General features: G+C 63.6%; 21 protein-coding genes. All 21 read right to left on the reverse strand.

What is annotated here, in order from left to right:
* The coding region (locus tag AB4Z27_RS26905) for a putative phage tail protein (RefSeq protein ID WP_441645694.1) at positions 1-299 on the reverse strand (299 nt) is incomplete at its 3' end.
* A gap of 7 nt (positions 300-306) precedes the next feature.
* Positions 307-1,416: a baseplate J/gp47 family protein gene (locus AB4Z27_RS26910; RefSeq protein ID WP_441645695.1), complete on the reverse strand. Its 1,110-nt coding sequence runs from the start codon at positions 1,414-1,416 to the stop codon at positions 307-309.
* A 1-nt stretch (position 1,417) separates the two neighbouring features.
* Positions 1,418-1,864 carry a phage GP46 family protein gene (locus tag AB4Z27_RS26915; RefSeq protein WP_441645696.1) on the reverse strand — a complete coding sequence of 149 codons (447 nt, stop codon included), beginning with the start codon at positions 1,862-1,864 and terminating at the stop codon, positions 1,418-1,420.
* Positions 1,861-2,451, reverse strand: coding sequence for a phage baseplate assembly protein V (locus AB4Z27_RS26920; protein ID WP_441645697.1), 591 nt, complete (start codon positions 2,449-2,451; stop codon positions 1,861-1,863). Before AB4Z27_RS26920 ends, AB4Z27_RS26915 begins: the two co-directional genes overlap by 4 nt.
* Complete coding sequence (locus AB4Z27_RS26925) at positions 2,448-3,548, reverse strand: phage baseplate assembly protein (RefSeq protein ID WP_441645698.1); 1,101 nt, start codon at positions 3,546-3,548, stop codon at positions 2,448-2,450. The genes AB4Z27_RS26920 and AB4Z27_RS26925 overlap by 4 nt, the downstream gene beginning before the upstream one ends.
* A 3-nt stretch (positions 3,549-3,551) precedes the next feature.
* Positions 3,552-4,985 carry a DNA circularization protein gene (locus tag AB4Z27_RS26930; RefSeq protein ID WP_441645699.1) on the reverse strand — a complete coding sequence of 478 codons (1,434 nt, stop codon included), beginning with the start codon at positions 4,983-4,985 and terminating at the stop codon, positions 3,552-3,554.
* Between the two features lie 2 nt (positions 4,986-4,987).
* The gene (locus tag AB4Z27_RS26935; RefSeq protein WP_441645700.1) at positions 4,988-6,844 is read right to left on the reverse strand and encodes a phage tail tip lysozyme; all 1,857 of its coding nucleotides are present in this window, start codon (positions 6,842-6,844) and stop codon (positions 4,988-4,990) included.
* 118 nt (positions 6,845-6,962) lie between these two features.
* Positions 6,963-7,274, reverse strand: a complete 312-nt coding sequence (locus AB4Z27_RS26940; RefSeq protein ID WP_441645701.1) for a phage tail assembly protein — start codon at positions 7,272-7,274, stop codon at positions 6,963-6,965.
* A gap of 2 nt (positions 7,275-7,276) precedes the next feature.
* The gene (locus tag AB4Z27_RS26945) at positions 7,277-7,645 is read right to left on the reverse strand and encodes a phage tail tube protein (RefSeq protein ID WP_441645702.1); all 369 of its coding nucleotides are present in this window, start codon (positions 7,643-7,645) and stop codon (positions 7,277-7,279) included.
* Between the two features lie 63 nt (positions 7,646-7,708).
* Positions 7,709-9,199, reverse strand: a complete 1,491-nt coding sequence (locus AB4Z27_RS26950) for a phage tail sheath subtilisin-like domain-containing protein (RefSeq protein ID WP_441645703.1) — start codon at positions 9,197-9,199, stop codon at positions 7,709-7,711.
* The gene (locus AB4Z27_RS26955) at positions 9,196-9,384 is read right to left on the reverse strand and encodes a DUF2635 domain-containing protein (protein WP_250024524.1); all 189 of its coding nucleotides are present in this window, start codon (positions 9,382-9,384) and stop codon (positions 9,196-9,198) included. The genes AB4Z27_RS26950 and AB4Z27_RS26955 overlap by 4 nt, the downstream gene beginning before the upstream one ends.
* Before the next feature lie 9 nt (positions 9,385-9,393).
* Entirely contained in the window at positions 9,394-10,020 is a 627-nt protein-coding gene (locus AB4Z27_RS26960) for an ABC transporter permease (protein WP_441645704.1), read from the reverse strand.
* Positions 10,017-10,346 carry a head-tail joining protein gene (locus AB4Z27_RS26965; RefSeq protein WP_441645705.1) on the reverse strand — a complete coding sequence of 110 codons (330 nt, stop codon included), beginning with the start codon at positions 10,344-10,346 and terminating at the stop codon, positions 10,017-10,019. Before AB4Z27_RS26965 ends, AB4Z27_RS26960 begins: the two co-directional genes overlap by 4 nt.
* Positions 10,347-11,384: a major capsid protein gene (locus AB4Z27_RS26970; RefSeq protein WP_441645706.1), complete on the reverse strand. Its 1,038-nt coding sequence runs from the start codon at positions 11,382-11,384 to the stop codon at positions 10,347-10,349.
* Between the two features lie 66 nt (positions 11,385-11,450).
* Positions 11,451-12,098 carry a head decoration protein gene (locus AB4Z27_RS26975; RefSeq protein WP_441645707.1) on the reverse strand — a complete coding sequence of 216 codons (648 nt, stop codon included), beginning with the start codon at positions 12,096-12,098 and terminating at the stop codon, positions 11,451-11,453.
* A 29-nt stretch (positions 12,099-12,127) separates the two neighbouring features.
* Positions 12,128-12,760, reverse strand: coding sequence for a hypothetical protein (locus tag AB4Z27_RS26980; RefSeq protein ID WP_441645708.1), 633 nt, complete (start codon positions 12,758-12,760; stop codon positions 12,128-12,130).
* 27 nt (positions 12,761-12,787) lie between these two features.
* Positions 12,788-13,573, reverse strand: a complete 786-nt coding sequence (locus AB4Z27_RS26985; protein WP_441645709.1) for a S49 family peptidase — start codon at positions 13,571-13,573, stop codon at positions 12,788-12,790.
* 74 nt (positions 13,574-13,647) lie between these two features.
* Positions 13,648-15,318: a phage portal protein gene (locus AB4Z27_RS26990; protein ID WP_441645710.1), complete on the reverse strand. Its 1,671-nt coding sequence runs from the start codon at positions 15,316-15,318 to the stop codon at positions 13,648-13,650.
* Entirely contained in the window at positions 15,318-15,563 is a 246-nt protein-coding gene (gene gpW, locus AB4Z27_RS26995; protein ID WP_441645711.1) for a gpW family head-tail joining protein, read from the reverse strand. Before gpW ends, AB4Z27_RS26990 begins: the two co-directional genes overlap by 1 nt.
* Before the next feature lie 7 nt (positions 15,564-15,570).
* Complete coding sequence (locus AB4Z27_RS27000) at positions 15,571-17,745, reverse strand: phage terminase large subunit family protein (RefSeq protein ID WP_441645712.1); 2,175 nt, start codon at positions 17,743-17,745, stop codon at positions 15,571-15,573.
* Positions 17,681-18,303 (reverse strand): hypothetical protein (locus tag AB4Z27_RS27005; protein ID WP_441645713.1); only part of this gene is annotated, 623 nt, incomplete at its 5' end. The genes AB4Z27_RS27000 and AB4Z27_RS27005, both read right to left, overlap by 65 nt.

Below are 18,303 nucleotides of genomic sequence, written 5' to 3' on the forward strand. Positions count from 1 at the left end.
TTCGTAAGCCTCGCCACTACTTGGTTACGACGTACCTGTGTAGACGGCGCCGCGCCGGCACACGGATCTGGGAGGCCGAGGGTTGCCTCCCACTCTGGAAGCAGTTCGTAAGTGGTCGCCGGAAACGCGTCGATCAGAAGGTTTTTGCAGCGTTGCGTCAGGCGTGTATAGCACTTGGTGATTCCCGCCGCGACTCCGGTCTGTGTCGAGTCCGGATCTCGGTTCCATACCCTGCCGCGCGGCAGCAATGCCTGGAACGCACGCAGGAAGTCGCCATCCGTCAGGTTCGGTGCTCGCATTGGTTCCTCAGATGTACGTTACCGTCCCGAGCACCGGCAGATGTCCGGTGGCGCTTGTGATGTTCCCCGCGGGCGAGACGATCACGAACCCGGCAGTTCCAGCCACCGCCCCGATCGCCGACTCGATGTCAGAAAGATTCACGGTCCCACCAGGGGCGCCGTTCCTGAAAAACACATCAGAGATCGCTGCGGCGACCGCCTGCTTCGTGGCCGCACTTGCGCCGGTCAGGCCTGAGATCGTGAAATTGATGTTGTCGCGGATTGGCGACACTGCGTAGACCAACGCCGTCACCGGCTGCACAGCGTATAGAGCGTTCGCGACGCGCAGCTGGTCGCCCGTTGCCTTGACGGCACTGCGCGTCTCGGCGGTCGCTACGCCGTCGGTGCCAACCGGAAACCCGGAAGAACCGGCGTTGGCGAGGTCCAACATGATGTAGACCACGACCGTTCCGGCGCCAAACCCGTTGCGGGCAACCCATGCACGCGTGACGCCTGCCACCCCTTTGGCCCACCGAATGTAGTCGGACTCGTCACCACCTGCCGGCGACTCCTGATATGCGTCCAGCACGCGCTCTCGGTAAGCATCATCAAGCTCGACGTCAGCGCCGCCGGTGAAGGGTGACGAAACGGCGCCGTTGCTCTGGATGCCGTTAATCGGGGACGCGAGAGACATCACCGTACCAACCACACAGTTCCCGGCCGCCCCGGTATCGTTGGCCGTGGCTTCCACCTGGACAGTCCCGCCAACTCCGATCGACGCCGAGGCGGAGACTGTGTACTTCGCGCCGTCGCTACGGACCAGCCCCCATCCAACCGGAATTTCTCCGGCGGTACCGCTGAAAGCTGCGAAGCCATCCGCCGCCGTCGCGTCCTTACGATAGACACCTTTCAGTGCCCCCCAGGCTTCAAGGTTCTCATCCTCGGCCGTGTACGGTACCGATTGCCGCGCAATCCAGTCGAGGTAGCCATACTGCAAATGTGTCAGCCCCGCCTGGCCGGTGCCCAGAATCCGGAGATTCGAAAAGCGCAGTAGCGGGTCGGACCCATCTAGCTCGCTGGCTTGGTCGGCGGCGACGGTCGCCCGCAGCTCGCTCAGTGTTGGTCTTGCGTATGGCATATCAGGAGATTCCGTTCCAAGCCCAGGAGAAGGCCACCGACTCGGTTGTGCCGTCCGTCCGCCGAACTACGATGTTCGCGCCCAGCATGCTGGTGCGGGTCCATTCCACCAGCACATCCACTCGAGCGGCGACGCCATCGTCGATCAGCCATTGCAGGCATTCCGTCAGGTAGTCGTGGGCACGCGTCAGGGTGTCGTCGTTCTGCTTCGCACGATCGAGCAGCCACAGGCGCGAGCCGATCGGCACCGTTTCGCCCTGGTCGCCCCACCACCCACGCGGGTCGCCCGTGCCATCAGGGATCGTGTCATCAGGGTTCGCCGCTCGGTCCGTGAAGGCAGACAGAAGCACCGCCGTCGCCAAGTCACTCCCTGACAGGAGATCCGGCCCGGAGAGCTGCCAATCGCCCTGCGACCGTTCGACGGTCCAAACTGTGGTGATGTCGCTCATTCGGTTTGGTTCGGATGATCAGTGGTAACAGTGCTGCTGCCAGGCTGTACCCCACGCACTGCGTGATCGTGGCCGTTGTAGACGTCCCGCATTTCCTTCATGGTCCGGCTGTTGGTCTCGCAGTTGTCTTGGATGTCGCCCGTACACTGAAGCAGGGGGGTATCCGCCACGATCTTGGTCTCGGCCTGAATCGTTGCGATCGACGCGTTCTGGACCGTCACGGACTGCCCCTTGGCGTCTACGACAATCCCCGCGTCGCTGAAATACACGCACTTGCCGTCTTGGCTGTAGACGATGGTCTCGCCAGACTTCAGCCCGCGCGGACGCGACGCCTGGTGGTTCGTGGCCACCACGACGCCGGCTGAACGGTCCCCCGTCAGGAAGACCACAACGGCATCCGTATCGGCCGGGGGCATCGACGAGAACCCAAACTCGGCCATGCGCGGCCGGTTGTCCCCGGTTTCGACGCTGGCGAGCTGGACCTGCAGCATCTGCACGCCAGCGCTATCGCTGCCCGTGCGCACCCTGCCCCTACCGATCAACATCCGAATCCGTTGGCCCAGCGCTTCCAGAACCCCTGCTGTCATTGAATCCCCCGCACGTCGGTACCCACCACATCTGCAAACTGCGGCTGCAGCAAGAACGGCTGCGGCGCGAAAGCATCCGGCGGCATCAGCAACAGGTCCGCATGCTCGCCCTCGTCGTCGAGGCGATAGGTCACCTCTCCGATCAGGAGCTGCGACTCCCATACCTTGAGAGTTGGCAGATGCACGCGCGCCAGGGTGTTCGGCTCCCACAGCTGCCCCGCTGCATCCCGCCAGCTGTCCGTGGTCAGCTGTACAGCCGCCCCCCGAGCGATCCGCCGGTTCATTTCCCACACCGCGCGCTGCTCGGTGATTGCCAAGCCACTCGCGCTCAGGTTTTCGGCGATGATCACGCGCTGCCGGCGCCGGGCGACTCCACCGTCCGTCACCTTCGTGATCACGTTCAGGCTGCCCCCGGACAGGTCCGAGAGCATGTCCAGGGCCTGCTGCACTGCCATGTACTCCGAGAATCGGTCGAGCATCGAGAAGACCGTCCGGGCGGACTCGACGTTGACCCCCTCCTCGAACCCACTCGCCGCTTCCGTAGTGCCAACCCGCGCCAGGACCAGGTCACCCGCAGCATTGTCATAGGCCAGTGAGGCGCTGAATCGCGACACCCGTTCGATAATCGACCACGGCGTCTCGCCCAACAGAATATTGAGCTGCTGAACCTTCGGGAGGTCCGTGAGATCGCACTGCACCCCCAGCCCCTTGTACGGCACGGCCAGCTGGGTGGCGATTTGCGCCAGGTCACTGTTAACGATCTGCATGCCCGGCCACTCAGCCGCGCAATCCACCAGGTCCGAGCACTTGCTGCGCCCCGCTGCCGCCACCGTATGTGCCTGCGCGTCGAATCCGTCCGTGAGCGTGTCGACATAGCCCGTCATGACGACGTCCGCCCCCAAGAAAAGCTGAAATGGATCCCCAGCGTTCACCACGACGTCGGCCACACCGGGATATTTCTCAGTCAGGGTGAGACTGAAGTCCGACGGAAGGCGCTCAATGCCGCGCGTGATGCGAACATTGTTCCAACCCGAGATTTCCCTCTGCTGGTCGCCAATGACCAGCAGCACCTCGTTTACCGAATTCTCGTCAGCCATGCGTCAGGAGGCCAAGGCCTTGAACTTTGTCGGCATGAACGCCGGGTGTACTGCGTCTGCCTGCACTACCAGGTCATCGCTTCGCGAAGGATCTCGATACATGCGCTGCGCCAGCATCAGTGCCGGCAGACTGTCGGCGAAACTGAAGTCCGCCACCGTAGCCAGGTTGCCGCCACGGGCCTTGAGGTCTGCGACAACTGCCTTGTTTGCAGCCATGAGTTGCAGATAGACGTCGTCCTCGCCCTGATCCCCAGCGCGCAGCGCCTCAGCGGCCAGCACGGCTGATACCGTCGCAGCCATTGCCGACGCTTCATCCGCCGATCGCGGCTGGAATGCCCCCACCGCCAAGATCAATTGGCTGACGGCGCACCGGCGGAACAGATCCACGCAGGCGCTCTGCATTGCCGCCATGGCCACGCCAATCGGCGATGCGGTGTTCGCGCCGTCAGGCTGATAGGAGCCAAGGCTAAGCAGAAGCCGGATCCGGTCGTCCGGGTCCACGGCGGAAGCCGCAAGCGCCGCGGCGAGCCCCTGAGCCTTGGCGCCGAACGTCGCCGTGTCGCTGACTTGGCCTGCGGCCGCCACTAAAGCGCTCCCAGCCTCGGTGACGGCCGTCCGCGCCGCGGCGTCGTTCCGGATCAGGTCGCCGACTGTCGTCGACTGCTTCACCTTCTTGGCTGCGGCGGAATAGCCTGCGTTTCCACCTCCGAAGAGACGGCCGAAATTCCCCGCAAGCGTCGACACAGCGCCGAAGAAGCGCTTTACGTCGTGGACAAGGCCCACGGCTGCGACGTACCACCCTAGCGCTGTCGAAACGGCTTGCTGAACCACGGCAGCGCCAAGCTTCACCGCGCTCAGGACCTGTTTCGCGAAGGACAGGACAGACGCCGCGTTGAGCGCATCCGCAACAGCTGACAGCGCGTCGCCCGTGGACGGGCCGTTCGTTGGAAATCGACGCTCGCCGGCCTCAATGAAGACCAGCGTGAGCTCGAAATAGCGGCCGGTGTCCCAACGCTCGAGGGAATGCCCCTCAAGCGCCGAGACTTTCACACGGCCAAGGGTCGGATGGACCAACTCCCCATCACCTGCAGTCTCGAAGGCCCGAATTAGGCGATCACGCTGCCCAACCACCCCGCCGCCGCCATAGACTACGCTGTTCTCCACCAGAAACGCGGTCAAGTGGTAGAGCCGAGCCTCTCGGCCCATGTCCTCCACCCATACCCCGTCCCGCTTCGGATACCGGTGCACAGCATTCTTGCGGCCAAACGTCACCTCGCCTGCAAGGACTCCGAAGGGCACGCCTCGGTACGACGCCTGCCGCAGCGAAGACTGCCAATCGCCAGGAAGGTCACCACCCAAAGCACCGGCAAGGGCAGAAGCCGCAGAGGCAACGCCTCCGATGCTCCCGACCGCATTCAGGATCTTTGCCTGCCCCATGGCTACGACACCCCTTCCGTCAGCATCGAAGTTCGGACACGCGTCGTCGCTTCGACATTCCCGCTCGCGCGGACGTTTGCCCGCACACCTTGGGTCGCCCCTGCCAGCACCACCTCCACAAGGACCTTCCCGCCGACGGCACCGCCGGCTGCCGAGCCCGCCGCGGCGTTGCCCTGAGGCCGCGCACCGCTGCCCCCTGAGGCGTAGACCGGCGCCATTGGAGCGCCCCCAGATAGTTGGTTCGCCGCAAGTGCGCGCCTGGACGCCTCTCCGTCAGCGTCTGCCGGTCGCTCGTAGTACCGCGACACGACCTCGCCGGCTTCGCCGGCCGACTTCGCCTGCTTCAGCCGATCACCTGCCGCGCGCTCGAGCCCGGCGGTCAGCTCATGATGGACAAATGCCAGTTGATCCTCTAGCGTCGACGAGCGGATGTCCTTGCCAGACCAGTTCTTGAAGTTGCGTTGGCGATCCGGGTGCCATTGGGCGACGCCATACGCCTTCCCGCTATCTCCAACAGCATCCGGGCGCAAGCCGCTCTCGGCCTGAAGGTTCGCGACGATGCCTGCAGCCTGCTCTTTGCTCCATCCCCGGCTCTGAAAGAAGGCGACCGGATTCGTCGCGCCACCGTTGCCGCTCTGCACGCCAGGCACCGGGCCCACATCGATGGTCGGCGCCATGCCGCGACGACGCGCCAGTTCCTCGTCCTCGCCCTTGTTCAGGCCCTTGCTGTACGTGATACCCAAGATGCCAAGGACAATCGGATTCGCGGCCAGAGGCGTCAGCAGGGCTGCCAGCTTCGTGACTTGCCCTATCAGTGAAATCACGCCGGCAATCGGGCCGGCAAACGTTATGGCCGCAAGAGCGATTGCCACGCCTTTGACACCGCCGAGGGCGTCGACAAAGCTGCCGACGCTGCGCGCCACCTTGCCCCAATCGACTGACTTCACCCAGTCCGCAATGCCCTTGACGAAGTCCCCGACCTTTGTGGCGATCAGGTCACGATTCTTGGTCACCCATTCGGACAACTGCGCGAGCAGGGGCGAGAGAACCGGAATCAAGGCGTTGCCGATCGATGCCTTCAGACCGTCAATGGCGAGATCCAGCTTTGCGACGTTCTGGGCATAGTCCTTCGCCGCTTGGATCTGCTCGTCACCCATCACGGAGCCAAGTGCGCGCGCCTGAGCCACGTACTGCTCGATGCCAGCGGCGCCCTTCTGAAGCATCGGCAGGAGCTGCTCGACGCCAAAGGTGCGGGCGATGAGTCGCTGGGCCTGTACGTTTCCGCCCTGCCTAGCAATGGCCTCCGCCACTTGGCGAAGCGCGCGCGTGGCGTCCACCGCGCCGGTCTTGGTCCGGGTCAGAGAAATGCCAAGCTGATTCATCAGGATCAGCGCCTGGGAATTGCGGTTGTACGCCGCATCCTCCAGGGTGTCCCCCAACGACTTCAGGCTGCCAGTCATGTCCTCGGCTGACAGACCGGCCAGCTTCGCAGCCGCCTGGTACTGCTGCAGTTCCTTTGTCGACACGCCCAAGATCGACGAGGTCTTGTCGATCTCGGCGCCCAGCTTGCCCCAGTTGTTGGCCAGCGCCGCGATGCCGGCAATGGTCGCAGCACCCGTGATGGCGCCGAGCGCCGGGACCAGCGCCGTAACGCCGGAAACCGCGCCACGCGCGGACTTGGCGACGGACCCAAGCGACTGGCTCACCTTGTTGAGGCCCAGTTCCCGCCCAAGCCCGCCAAGCGACTGCTTCAGGTCACGGACGGGGCTGGTCAGCCGCGCCATGGACTGATTGACGCGGCGAACCGTGGCGGTCGCCTTGTCAACGGCCGCGATGGTGATCTTGAAGGTATTGGCCATCAGGCTTCCGCCCTTGCCTGTCTGATCCGCTTCATCTGGTCATTCCACCAGCGCAGGCGGGAGAGTGGGAGGGACCAGGCTTCGTGCGGCCCCCAGTGGTAAAACTCCGTGACCTCTGCTACTCCGTCGGTCCAGGCTCCGGACCATCCTCGGTAAAACCCGCGAGGTACTCGTTCGCCTCCTTCAGGTCGCGTTGGCCAATCTTCTCGGCGACGCCGCGCGGCACGCCGGCAACCAGCGAAATAAGCGTGATGCTCATGCCAATGTCGCTCGTCGTACTGGTGGTCGCCTTTTCCAACTCGCCGGCGGTCGGCTCGCGCAGGATCAGCTTGTCGTACGTGAGCGCGCCCTCTCCTTTGCCCAGGACCACCGGCTTGCGCAGGGTGATCACCAGCTCTTCGGGATGGATTGCAGCCTGGTTCGTCGTCATACTTAGTTCTCCGTAACGCTCAGACCTTCCCACTTGACCTCAATGGTCCCGTCTGCGGCCTTAGCCGTCTGGTCTTCGATGGTCCACATGTTCCGGCCAATGATGGTCTTGCCATTGGCCAATTCCGACACGATCGTGACGTTCGTCATGTCATTGAGATCCGCCACCGTGAGACCGCCTGAGTCTCGAATGGTGGCCGAAATGGATCCGGGGCGCGGCTTCTCGCTGTACCCGTGCACGTCGTCCATACCCGAAAGCGTCTCCCGCGTTTTTTTGGACGGGTTGTATTCAAAGTCCGCGACGAGCATGTAGCTCTTTCCGTCGACGGTCAGGTTCGCTGTCCCCGCGAGGCGGTTGGTGTTGTCAGCCATTTCCAAGGGCTCCTGAAATGCGAAGGACCGCTCTCGGGCGGCCCCGCGTCGCTACTGGTCGGGTTACTGGTTGCTGAACTGGAACAGCAGCGCAAAGATTCGGAGCTGGTTGATCAGCGTCGCGGGATAGAGCACGTCCACCCGATTCGGATTCAGCCGATTCTTCTCAACGATGATCGACTTGGCGAAGATGTCGCTCTTCTGGACATAGCCGCGATACTCCAGGTCCTGGTACTTCGCGATCTGGCTGCCACGGATCGTGTTCGGCGTAACGATCGCCGACCCCGGCGCAAACCGCGTCCCGTTGTCGGCGAGCTTCACGCGCGAATACTTGCTTGTGATGTCCGCCTTCAGCTCGCGCAGCACGAACTGAATCGTGAGCAACGTCTCGACCTGCAGGTAGCTGTCATCCGGCTGGCCGAACGAGTTCACTCGGTAGGTGGTGATCAGGTTTTCGATCTGCACCGTGCCGTCGGCGGCAACCGTGAACGTCGAAACGCCGTCCCAGAGAAGGACATTGCGGTCCTCCAGCGCAAAGCGCGAGGTCAGCGGCGGCGCGAGCACCGCGGTGAGCGCCAGCGTCTGCAGGGGCCGCGCTGCGTCCGCGCGCGCCGAGACCGCCACGACGGCGGCAATATTCGCCGCCCAGATCCAACTGGGAGTCGGCGAGCCGCTGAAGCCCATGATCGACATGTGCTCGTCGTTACGCGCATCGCCAAACGTAGTCAGATCGCCCAGCGTGCCACGCTTGGCCCCGTACGCCCCGCCGTAAAGCTGCTTGCTCCAGCTCCACCGTCCAGTCGTGCTGCTCAGGAACGACTTCATCGCATCGAGCGACGCCGTGTCGGTGTAGGGGAATGCGATGAAATCGAATTCCTTGTCCAGCAGGTTTGCCAGCGCGGTGGTCAGGTCGGGGTTCACCAGGCCGCCCGACATCTGGGTGATGGTCACCGCCAGACCAGGTGGCGTTGCCTCGCCGCTCGCAGCGCCGCGGTAGTTCAACTGCAGGTCAATGTCATTGCCGGCCAAACCCTTGTTCTTGGCCGTCACATTGACCTTGCTGGTGGTCGTACCGTCCACCGCTGCCGTCACAGGCAAGTCACTGTTCGCGTTGATGGCAGCGGCGAGCGCGGTGGCCAGTTGGGCGACCGTCTGCGTCGACGACACGGTCATCGTGACCAGGGTGCCGGCGATGTACAGGAACAATACCCCAGTGGCTGTTGCGGCCGCCGTGAAAGCGACCGAGCCTGCTGCAGCCACGCTGCTCTGGCCGTCTGCCAGCGGCAGATACCACACCTCGCCAAACGGGTCGCCGGCGCGATAGGCGGCGGTCATCAGAGCCAGCATTGAGCCGGGACCAGCGACACTCTTCGCTTCCGTCGGACCTTGCGAGATCTGCGGCGTATTCGGGACTGCACTGCCGGCCGACGTCACTTGGCCGATGATCAGGGCGCGCTGCGTCCCGGCGCCGCTGTTGGCCTTGGAATTGTCGAGCTCCGCGTAGAACAGTGGCGCGCGCAGGTTTTGTGGGACAGTCTTGAACGGGACAGTCATTCTTTAGCTCCCTCGGTTGCCGCTTTCGCCTTGCCTTGCGGCGCAGCGCCCACTTCGACTACGTCACCGTCGCGCAGGCGCCGGTTCCAGTAGAAGTCAGTCGGATCGACTTCGTGGTGGTCGTCGATAAACTGCCTGGTCACCGGGTCTCGGACCTTCAGGCCTTCGGCTGGCTTGACTTTCATGATGGATACCTACTCGGAAAGGTTGATCTGAAGGGTTCCTTCGTCTCGACCATCTGGGCCGGACGTCCGTGGTGCGGGAACGACCTCCTGTGGGAAAGGCGGGTCGGCATAGGTCCCAGAGGAGTCGTACACGTTCGTCGCGTCCAGGTGCAGATTCACCTGCTGAACCTCCTCTCCGACGACCGGATAAAAATCCTCTGGCCCCTGGTAAAACTCCATGCCGATTTCCATGGACAGTTCGCCCAGGTGCTCCTCGCCGCTCGGGTCCGTGACGATCCTCGACCTGAAGAACGGGAACTGCTGCAACAGGGGCATGAGCTGCGGGCTGTTGATCAACGCCCGCTTGATCTGCTCGCGCATGGCTTCGAGCTTGGTTTCCAGCACCGACGCGGTGGCATCCGAATCCTGCGCCGGTACCTGCATCCGGCCAGTGATCTGGAGCGTCGCCGTAACGTCGAACTGCGGCGCGTTCCGGCCCAGCGAGGTTCCCTCCTCGCTGGGCGCATGAAGCATCAGGACGGTGTACTCGCCTGACCACGTTGGCCAATCGCGAGGCGCGAACACATTGCCCCCCGCCTCGGTTTTGCCCGCCAGCGCCTGCACTGCGAGGTCGGCGAGATCCGAAGTTGTGGTCATGTCGCAACCTTGTTCAGCAGAAATCTGGCGCCTCCGTGCCCGTCCACCCGCACTTCGCGAACGATGAAGGTGACACCAGCACTGGGAATGAAGACCCGGTCGTTCTGCTTCGGAGGGTTCGGGAAATCAGATAGCCGGACGCCCAGCGTGGGACTTTCCGTTGTCACGCCGATGGACCCGTCTTCCAGCGCGACATCCCGCGTGTAGGCGCGGTCGAACACTCCGGAAGTGTTGATGGGCGTGCCGACAACCGGCCGGAACTCCACCGGTTCGGCGAACACGCCCATCAGCGGCCCGAGGACCGCCGAATTCCAGTCAACGGACACTTACGAACCCGCGCGGCCGCTGAAGAGGACTTCGGGGCGGGTGCAGATGTGGAGCGGGTAGCTCGACACTTCCATCTTCCACCACTCGTTGCGATCGCGGTCCATGATCGGCACGACATACACCGGCTTGCCTGGCGTGTTGACCCACTGGAAGGACTCGCCCGGCGCAAGCGCGCGACGGAAAACGCCGGGTGCGCCGACCGGGAAGAACTTCACCTGGTCATCGGGGATCTTGATCGACGAGTTGTCGTCCGAGCCACGGTAGTTGAGCCAGCGGATGCCACCGAACTCGAATGCCTGGAACGCACCACCAGCGTTGCCACCACGGATCTCCTGGGCATCGCTCCAGTTCACGAAGGTGCGGATGACGTCTGGGTGGTTCACGAACGCGTCATAGAAGGCATCGCCGCACAGCGCAAATACCTTGGTCGACGGAGTGAACGCGCCCTGAGCTTTCCGGGCCATCGCACGCGTGATCTGGTTGCACAGCGGGCGCAGCGAGTTGGCCGTGCCGGCGGCCAGGTTGAACGGCTGCTCGGTCGGCTTCGTGATTCCGAACTCCTGGAACCAGTCGTAGCGGACTGTCCCGTCGGCGTCCGTGAACAGACCTTGCACTGCGGCGAGGCGCTGGAACTCCCACGTGAACTCGATGTTCTTCAGCAGGCCAGTCGGACCAGCGAGCCGGCGCGCGACTTCATCCTGCACCTGCATCAGCTCGGACTCCGTACCGAACGCGCGGATGTTCTGCAGCTCGTTCGCATAGATGGTGTCCGAATGGCGCAGACGCGGGACGTCGAAGTAGCGGGCCTGGCGCTTCTCGGTTTGGCGTTGGGTACCCTCCTCGCCACGCTCGCTCAGCGGAATCACGACGAGCTGCCCCTGGCGCTGCTCGACAACCAGCGCGGTGGTGCGAATGGGGTCGTCGTCGAAGATGCTCAGTTCTCCCAGCGTCTGCGGCTGGTACGGATACTTGTCGACCGCCGCGGTCAGGCTGACGGTCGAGAACGGGTCCTGATTGAAAATGTCAAGCGATGCCATTGAACGGCTCCTTCAATTGAAAAAGCCGCCTCGAAGGCGGCCTGTCGGTTTCGTACGAGAGGGGGGTCAGCGGCCGATGATCTTCAGCGCCAGAAGCTGGGCGAGCGCCGCCGCCTTGGCGGGAGCATCCATCGATGCGTCCCACACCAGCTCCGACGTGTTCACCTCGCAATCGCGAACGACCACCGCACCCGGCGTGTCGTTCAGGCTGGCATCGACCAGTCCGAAGGAAATGCCGGCCGCGCTCTGCGAGCCGTCGGTTGCGGTCTTTGTGCAGGGCACCCAGAAGCCAGTGCCGGCCGCCACCGTGACCGTGAAGCTGTCACCGGGTGCGAACGCGGTGCCGCCAGCCGTGATGGTGAAGGACAGGCCGCCCGCATTGAACGCGACGCCAGTGGTGCCGTGACCAACCTGCTTCCCGGTCGGATCTGCCACGATGAAGTGCGTGGCGTCGTCGAACTCGACGGTGTAGGCGCCGGCCTGGGCGGCACCGACGGTGATTGCACCGAAGGTGCCGTTACCGGTGTTGGTACCGAGTGCGGCCGCGGCCGCCGTCGTGCCGACCGTCTTCCTGCCCATAACCGTTCCGGGCAGCACCTTCACGGCACCCGTAAAGGTGCCGCGGTCGATGTGGCGGTGACCATTCGGCTGGGAAACCAGAAATCCGCCCGGGTGCCAGGCCTCGGTCAGGGGAGCGCGGGATACGTAGCTCATGAGGGTTCCTTAGAGTGGAGGACAGGTGATTACTGGCGTTTGCCGGTCGTCTTGGAGAACGCGCGATCCCAGCCAGCGGCGGCGGCCTGCGACGAACTGCGTTGAGATTCCGCGCCGGCGCCGAGCCTCGGGTTGCGTGACGAGCGCTCTTGCGAGGCCGACAAGGCGCCAGGCGAAGTACGAAGGATCGCCAGCGCCTCTTGCCGCGTCATGCGAGTCTTGAAGGCCAGGTTCGCTGCCAACTCGACATTCCGGCCAGCGGCTTTCGAGCCCATGATGGCGGCGCAGCGCGCCTGCTCACGGATGCGGGCACGAGCGACGGCGCTCTTGCCGCGCATCTCGTCTTCGTCGTCCTCTGCATCCGGGTCGGCATCGTCGTTCTCGGCACGACGCGCCTTCTTGTCGTCCTCGTCCTCGTCGAGCTCGTCGTCCTCGGCGTCCGGATCCTTGTCGTCCTCGGCCTTCTTGCCCTTTTTTCCCTTCGAACCGTTGCCGTCGCCATCTTCGCGATCGCGCGGCTCCTTGTCGTCGTCTTCGGCGCCGCGTGCACCCGGCTTGTCTTCGTCCTCCGGCTTGTCGTCCTCCGCGCGGGATGCGCGGTTGCCAAAGCCGGCGAGATGGGCGAACGAAAGCCCGCGCGCCGCAAGGGTGCGAATACTCATAATTGGTACCTCGTGGGTGGGGGTATGTCAGCCCAGCTCGGCGAGCAGGGAGCGGAAAGCCTCATCCGGCGCCATGACGGCGTCAGCGAAGCCGATTTCGACGCCATCGGCGCCGAGAAAAGTTGTCGCCTCGGTGCCCCGCACCTTGGCGACGGAGAGCTTACGGTTCCGGGCGACCGTGGCCACGAACAGTTCGCCCATCTTGTCGACGTCTGCCTGGTAGCGCGCCAGCGCTTCCTCCGACAGCGGATTGAACTCGTTCCCGTCAGCCTTGCGTGCGCCGTAGTGGATCATCGTCACCGAGATGCCGTCCTTGGCCAGCGCCTTGGAGAAGTCCACATGCGCACAGATCACGCCCACGGAGCCAGTTCCACCAGTTCTGGGCACAACAACTTTGTCCGCCGCGCTGGCGATGGCGTAGGCCGCCGAGTACGCGCTCTCCGAAAGAATCGACCAGATCGGCTTTTGACCTCGCGCGCCGTAGATGGCGTCGACCAGATCAAAGCAGCCAGACACCTCGCCGCCCCCGCTATCGATGTCGAGCATGATCGCCCTCACCGATTCGTCCTCGAGGGCCATGCTGAGGTTCGCACGGATGCCGTCGTAACCGGTCATGCCGCATGTCGGGCGCATATAGCCAGACTTGTGCACCAGGGTTCCAGAAATCGGAATGACCGCCACGCCATGTACGACGTCGTAGTGCCGATAATCCGGCCCTTCCTCCTCGGTACCGCCGAACTCGCTCATCGCGATCATGTCACCACTGGCCCGGAAGAGCTTCGTGATGCCGAAGCGGTCAGCGAGGGCAGCCATGACCATCTCCGCCTTGGACGGCGTGATGGCAAGCGGGGTGTTAAAGAGCCGCTGTGCGAGAAATGGTAGGTTGTTCATTGAGCCTGAGGTTCTTCAATTGGCGTCGCCGCCGGATTCGCGCCGTCGCCAAACCACTTCGGTGGCGGCAAACCCGCGTCCTTGAACATTCGGACTTCGATTGCGCGCTGCTGGATAACTTCTTCGTAATCCAGACCCTGTTCAGCACACTCACGTTTGAGAGTCGACAATCCACCGTCCAGACCAAGAATCGCGCCTTGCTTTTCCTTAACCGGGTCCACCCAGCCACGCGCCACACCGAGCCAGTCGCACCTCGAATACGCAGCTGCTGCCTCGATAAAATCCGGAGCATTTCTTGGCAGCACGTCGTCCAGGTCGCCTCGTTCCAGCGCCTCCTGCAGCCAGCACGCATAAATGGGAGTGGCGGTGCCCATCTTGAACTCGGCGCTGCGCCGACTCAGAGTCTTCCAGCTCTCCAGCAGAGCAGCACGGGCGCTCGAGTAGTTCGTCTTGCTCCAGTCCTGGGTGATCTGCTCGGCAGATACCCCCATGGCGGCCGCGATGGACCGCAGCATTTCGTGGGCGAAATCAGCAAACCCGTCGTGCGGATGCGCGGCCTGCACCTGGTTGATTGCTTCGCCAGGCGCCAGCGTGGGGATCCGCACGCCATTCAGCATGGCCGGACGCTCCTTAGACCAGTCCGCGCGCAGATCCTGATAGAACCCAAGTTCCTCGCCTTCACTGTCCATCGCAGCCTCGACCATCTTCGGGTCGTACGGGCTGGTCACATATGTCCCGAAGATCGTGGCCACGGTGGCGGCCTGAAGCTCCACCCCGTAGTAGCGCGCGAGCATTTTTGCGTGCGCCAACACGGGCGTGAAGATTCCGATGCCGCGGTTTTGCCCGGCCCGATCGCGTTCGAAGTCATGGATCACCCGGCGCCAACCATCCGGGTCCACGCGCTCAACGCGCTCCCACACCATCGACTCGGCCGCGTTGTACCAGTCGTTCTGGTGCGCCTTGCGGATGTGATAGGCGATGGGAACGCCATCGTCGTCGATCTCTACGCCGCCCCGCAGGTGCTTGGTGTCGACCATCTGATACGGATTGGACAGCCGATCAGGGTCAACGAGCAGGAAAGCCGTCGCATACGTAGCCGCTCCGCGGCCGACGCGCTCGGGCATCCAGTGCGCGACAAAGAGGTCTTCACCATCGATGAGCTTGTGGCGCAGGCCCAGCCGCATCTGTTGCGACATTGAGAGTTGGCGCGATACGTCGTTCCAATGGCCGAGATCTTCAGAGTAGGCACGCCAGAGCGCCTCCACTGCCGAACGAAACTCGTCAGCCCACTCGGGATCGAAGCCCTTCGTCAGGCGCCGCAGGTACCGCCAGTCCGGGTTGGCCGACAGGCGCATGTGCGCGCCGACCGTGTTGTCCAGAATGCGCGTGATGCCGCCGCTCGCCCATCCATCGTTGCGGGACAGGTCCCGCGAGCGGGCGACCATGCGGTCGCGATACTGGTTGATCTCCGAGTCCGGCGAACGGATGATCGGAAACCACTGCCCCATCTCCTGCGTCTGCACGTTCGACGCTTCGTAGGGGAACTGGCTCGAATAGGGAGGCTGAGTGATCCCCGGCCCACCCCATCCAGCATCGGCACGCGCGCGACCGCCGGCGGGCACATCCCCGAAGGGCTTTCCCGTTGTATCGACGATTAGGGATGCCATCAGAACAGAACGCGACGCGCGTGCGGGTAGCAGTTGATAATGCCAAGAGCCTTTTGCAGCATCAGAATGCTGCGATAGACCTGCATGACGTCGGCCGGCTTGTAGGTGACGGATTTCGTGCCGTCGCCTTGGTTGTACGTCGCCGTGACAATCTTCGCGCCCGCCGACAGGTCAAAGTAGGCTGCCTGCAATGCAGATAGCCGCGCCTGCATGTCCGGCACGCTCATTCCGTCGGTAATAGCCATTGCGTTCCTATGCGAGGCGACTCGTCAATTTCTTCWTCAACGGCCTGGGTTCCCCCGGCGTCGCAGCGATTGTCGGCTGAGCAACGGGGGCCACGGGTGCCGACCCTTCTCCGAGCGTGGGAGCCCATACGCCCGTTTCCGCGTCCTGCTGCAGCGGCACCGCAACCAGATCGGCGCGGCGGTTCAGCTTGAGCCCCAAGTGGGTCAACCCGCAGAGGGCCGCATATGCGTACACGCGGCAATCCAATGCTTCGTTGGCACGCCCAGAGGGCAACTCCCAAACCCGGAACTTCTGGCCGTTCACAACTTTCACGACCGATCGTTCGGACGTGAGTTGCTCGAAGTAGCCGATGTCCCGGTCGTTCGGGTAGTGCATGAAGCCCGGCCCATGCTCTTCGACGTGCAACCGGTTCCGGATCGTGTCCTTGGCTGCATTCACGCCGATGATCACTGGTCGGAACGAAGCCTTCGTCTTACGCGTCGGCTTCTTCACAGGCCAGACGGGATTGCGCTTACCGCTTACCGCCGACTCCCCCTTGATTGCCCAGATCTTTCGACCCAGGCGCGCCTTGGAGAAGTCATAGACCTTCTGCGTGTGGTGACCACCGGAGTCGATGCATGCGGCCATCACCTCGAAAGGCCGGCCGTCCGCGCGGTACCAGATCCGGTTTAGGAAGGCGTCGAGCCGATCCCACGGCTCAGGCGTTTCCATATCCCCTTCGATGATCTCGTAGGCGATAGACCAGCTTTCCTCGTTCCGGCCCCACCCCACCACTTCGATTTCGAAGCGATAGTCCTGGGTGTCGATGCCCACCGTGAGGACCGCCACGCCCTCCGGCACCTCGGCGGCCCAGCGCTCACCGCGCGCCAACAGTGCTTCCAGCCGGAGCGCCTTCCCGGCATTGGGGCGGTATGGCATTCCCGCCTGGGTGTTCCACCAGGTTTGCTTTCTATCTTCGTCCCCTTGGGCCGCCAGCCATTTGGCGGCCATGTCGGACGGCTTGTCCTTTTGCCACGGGCTGAATAGCTTGCTGGCCTGGAAACCGGCGTGCTCGTTGTCCACGCGCCAAGTCCCGCAGTCGGGACACTTGGCTCGGTACACGGCATAGCGATCGCTCGCCCACCAGTCCCATACCTGTGACAAGGCGGCCCCGGTCGGCGAATCGCGCTCGTCCTCCGGCCCTCTCCAGGCACGCTCATAAGCGTCCAGTGGTACATGCCGGCTTCCGCAGCATTCGAAGGGCCGCGTCTGGTGCCACCTGACCGTCCGCAGGGCGCGCAAGCGATCGCCTTCCGACCAGATCTCACCGCACGATTCGCAGGCGATGCGGGCGGTCTTCGGGTGGTGCTCGAGCACCGCCCCGCCTTCATCCCGACGCTTGTCCCAGTCGACGTGCTTGAAGAAGTCGGGAAACATCCTGTGCCCGCAGTGCGGGCAGGCGACAGAGGCGCGCCTCTGGTCGGAGTCCTTATAGCTGGCCTCGATCCGGCTCTCGTCCTCCACCGTGGGAGAACAGGCCCGGACTGACAGCCAGTTGACACCGAATGTCGCKGTCCGCTCCTCCGCCAGGGCGATCGGCTCACCCTCACGGGTCACCGGATACTTGTCCACCTCGTCGGCCAGGATCACCCGGACGGGGCGACGCGCCAGGTTGTCGGGGCTGCCCGCGCCAGCCAACGCTAGAAACCCGCCGGGGAACGCCTTGAACAGCAGCGTCTCATCCGCATTCCGGGTCTTGCTCGTCCCCACCAGGTCACGCAGTACCGGGGTGACCCGGATCATGGGGCTGATGCGCTCCTTGCTGAACTGCTCCGCCGCGGCCTCCTTCGGCTGCAGCAGCAGGATCGGGCAAGGATCCAGGTGGGCGAAGTACCCGAAGACGTTTTCAAGGAATGCCGTCTTCAGGAGCTGAGTGCTCACCATCGTGGTGATCACGTGCACACCAGGCTCAGTCACGGCCAGCATTGGGCCGCGCGCCACCTCTACCGTGGACGTAGACCAGTTTCCAGACGTGCTGCCAGCCTCCTTCGCCAGCTTTCGGAACCGGTCCGCCCAGTCTGGAACGCTGATCCGCGGCGGAGGCGTCCAGCCCTTGCGGACGAATGCGCGCAGCCACTCAGCCTTCTGTTCCCGTGAAATTGGCTTCCGGCTCGCCGAGCTGGGCGATTTGACTGTGGACATGCGCGGTAAGAGCTTCCGTTACCCGATCGGCCTCGATACCAAGCTCGGCCGCCAGAATCGGACCTACCCGGGTAGGCCAGTTCAGCCATGCATCACGCTGTGCCCGGAACTCCTCAAACAGGATTGCTGACGCGACATCCAGTTCGACCAGCGAACCGGCCTTCTGTTCGTACTCGAGCTGCCGGAGCAACGCGATGTAGTTTTCCTTCTTCTCCAGGGCGCCGGCATAGTCCAGCAGAGCCACCCCGGAGTCGACGATGCGCTGCGCCGCTTCCGCCGGCGACTCGTCGTCCTCGACCTCTACCGATGGATCAATCCGCGCCGCCGCCGGGGTGCGAACAGGGCGCGAACTGTTCGCGGGGGTGTTCGCACCCGTGTTCGCAGTGTTCGCACCCTTGACGTTCCCCTCGCGCCAAGCCGTCCCGACTAGGGAAGCGTCTAGCCCGTTATCCCCGGAAAGCCTTAGCCGGCCTTGCTTTACGGCCCTTCGGACCAGCGTGTCCGAGCACCCTTCTCGGCGAGCAAACTCGCGGATGGAAATGGTGGTCGTCATACAAG

This window comes from Cupriavidus sp. KB_39, assembly GCF_052114485.1.
Taxonomy (GTDB): Bacteria; Pseudomonadota; Gammaproteobacteria; order Burkholderiales; family Burkholderiaceae; genus Cupriavidus.

Bases quoted from the DNA above. Each gene is read 5' to 3' on its own strand.
- AB4Z27_RS26975 (WP_441645707.1), bottom strand. From the start codon at position 12,098: ATGAGCTACGTATCCCGCGCTCCCCTGACCGAGGCCTGGCACCCGGGC.
- gpW (WP_441645711.1), bottom strand. From the start codon at position 15,563: ATGGCTATTACCGACGGAATGAGCGTGCCGGACATGCAGGCGCGGCTA.
- AB4Z27_RS26935 (WP_441645700.1), bottom strand. From the start codon at position 6,844: ATGGCCAATACCTTCAAGATCACCATCGCGGCCGTTGACAAGGCGACC.
- AB4Z27_RS26950 (WP_441645703.1), bottom strand. From the start codon at position 9,199: ATGACTGTCCCGTTCAAGACTGTCCCACAAAACCTGCGCGCGCCACTG.
- AB4Z27_RS26945 (WP_441645702.1), bottom strand. From the start codon at position 7,645: ATGGCTGACAACACCAACCGCCTCGCGGGGACAGCGAACCTGACCGTC.
- AB4Z27_RS26990 (WP_441645710.1), bottom strand. From the start codon at position 15,318: ATGGCATCCCTAATCGTCGATACAACGGGAAAGCCCTTCGGGGATGTG.
- AB4Z27_RS26940 (WP_441645701.1), bottom strand. From the start codon at position 7,274: ATGACGACGAACCAGGCTGCAATCCATCCCGAAGAGCTGGTGATCACC.
- AB4Z27_RS26980 (WP_441645708.1), bottom strand. From the start codon at position 12,760: ATGAGTATTCGCACCCTTGCGGCGCGCGGGCTTTCGTTCGCCCATCTC.
- AB4Z27_RS26960 (WP_441645704.1), bottom strand. From the start codon at position 10,020: ATGACCACAACTTCGGATCTCGCCGACCTCGCAGTGCAGGCGCTGGCG.
- AB4Z27_RS26970 (WP_441645706.1), bottom strand. From the start codon at position 11,384: ATGGCATCGCTTGACATTTTCAATCAGGACCCGTTCTCGACCGTCAGC.
- AB4Z27_RS26915 (WP_441645696.1), bottom strand. From the start codon at position 1,864: ATGAGCGACATCACCACAGTTTGGACCGTCGAACGGTCGCAGGGCGAT.
- AB4Z27_RS26910 (WP_441645695.1), bottom strand. From the start codon at position 1,416: ATGCCATACGCAAGACCAACACTGAGCGAGCTGCGGGCGACCGTCGCC.
- AB4Z27_RS26920 (WP_441645697.1), bottom strand. From the start codon at position 2,451: ATGACAGCAGGGGTTCTGGAAGCGCTGGGCCAACGGATTCGGATGTTG.
- AB4Z27_RS26925 (WP_441645698.1), bottom strand. From the start codon at position 3,548: ATGGCTGACGAGAATTCGGTAAACGAGGTGCTGCTGGTCATTGGCGAC.
- AB4Z27_RS26985 (WP_441645709.1), bottom strand. From the start codon at position 13,573: ATGGCTGCCCTCGCTGACCGCTTCGGCATCACGAAGCTCTTCCGGGCC.
- AB4Z27_RS26955 (WP_250024524.1), bottom strand. From the start codon at position 9,384: ATGAAAGTCAAGCCAGCCGAAGGCCTGAAGGTCCGAGACCCGGTGACC.
- AB4Z27_RS26930 (WP_441645699.1), bottom strand. From the start codon at position 4,985: ATGGGGCAGGCAAAGATCCTGAATGCGGTCGGGAGCATCGGAGGCGTT.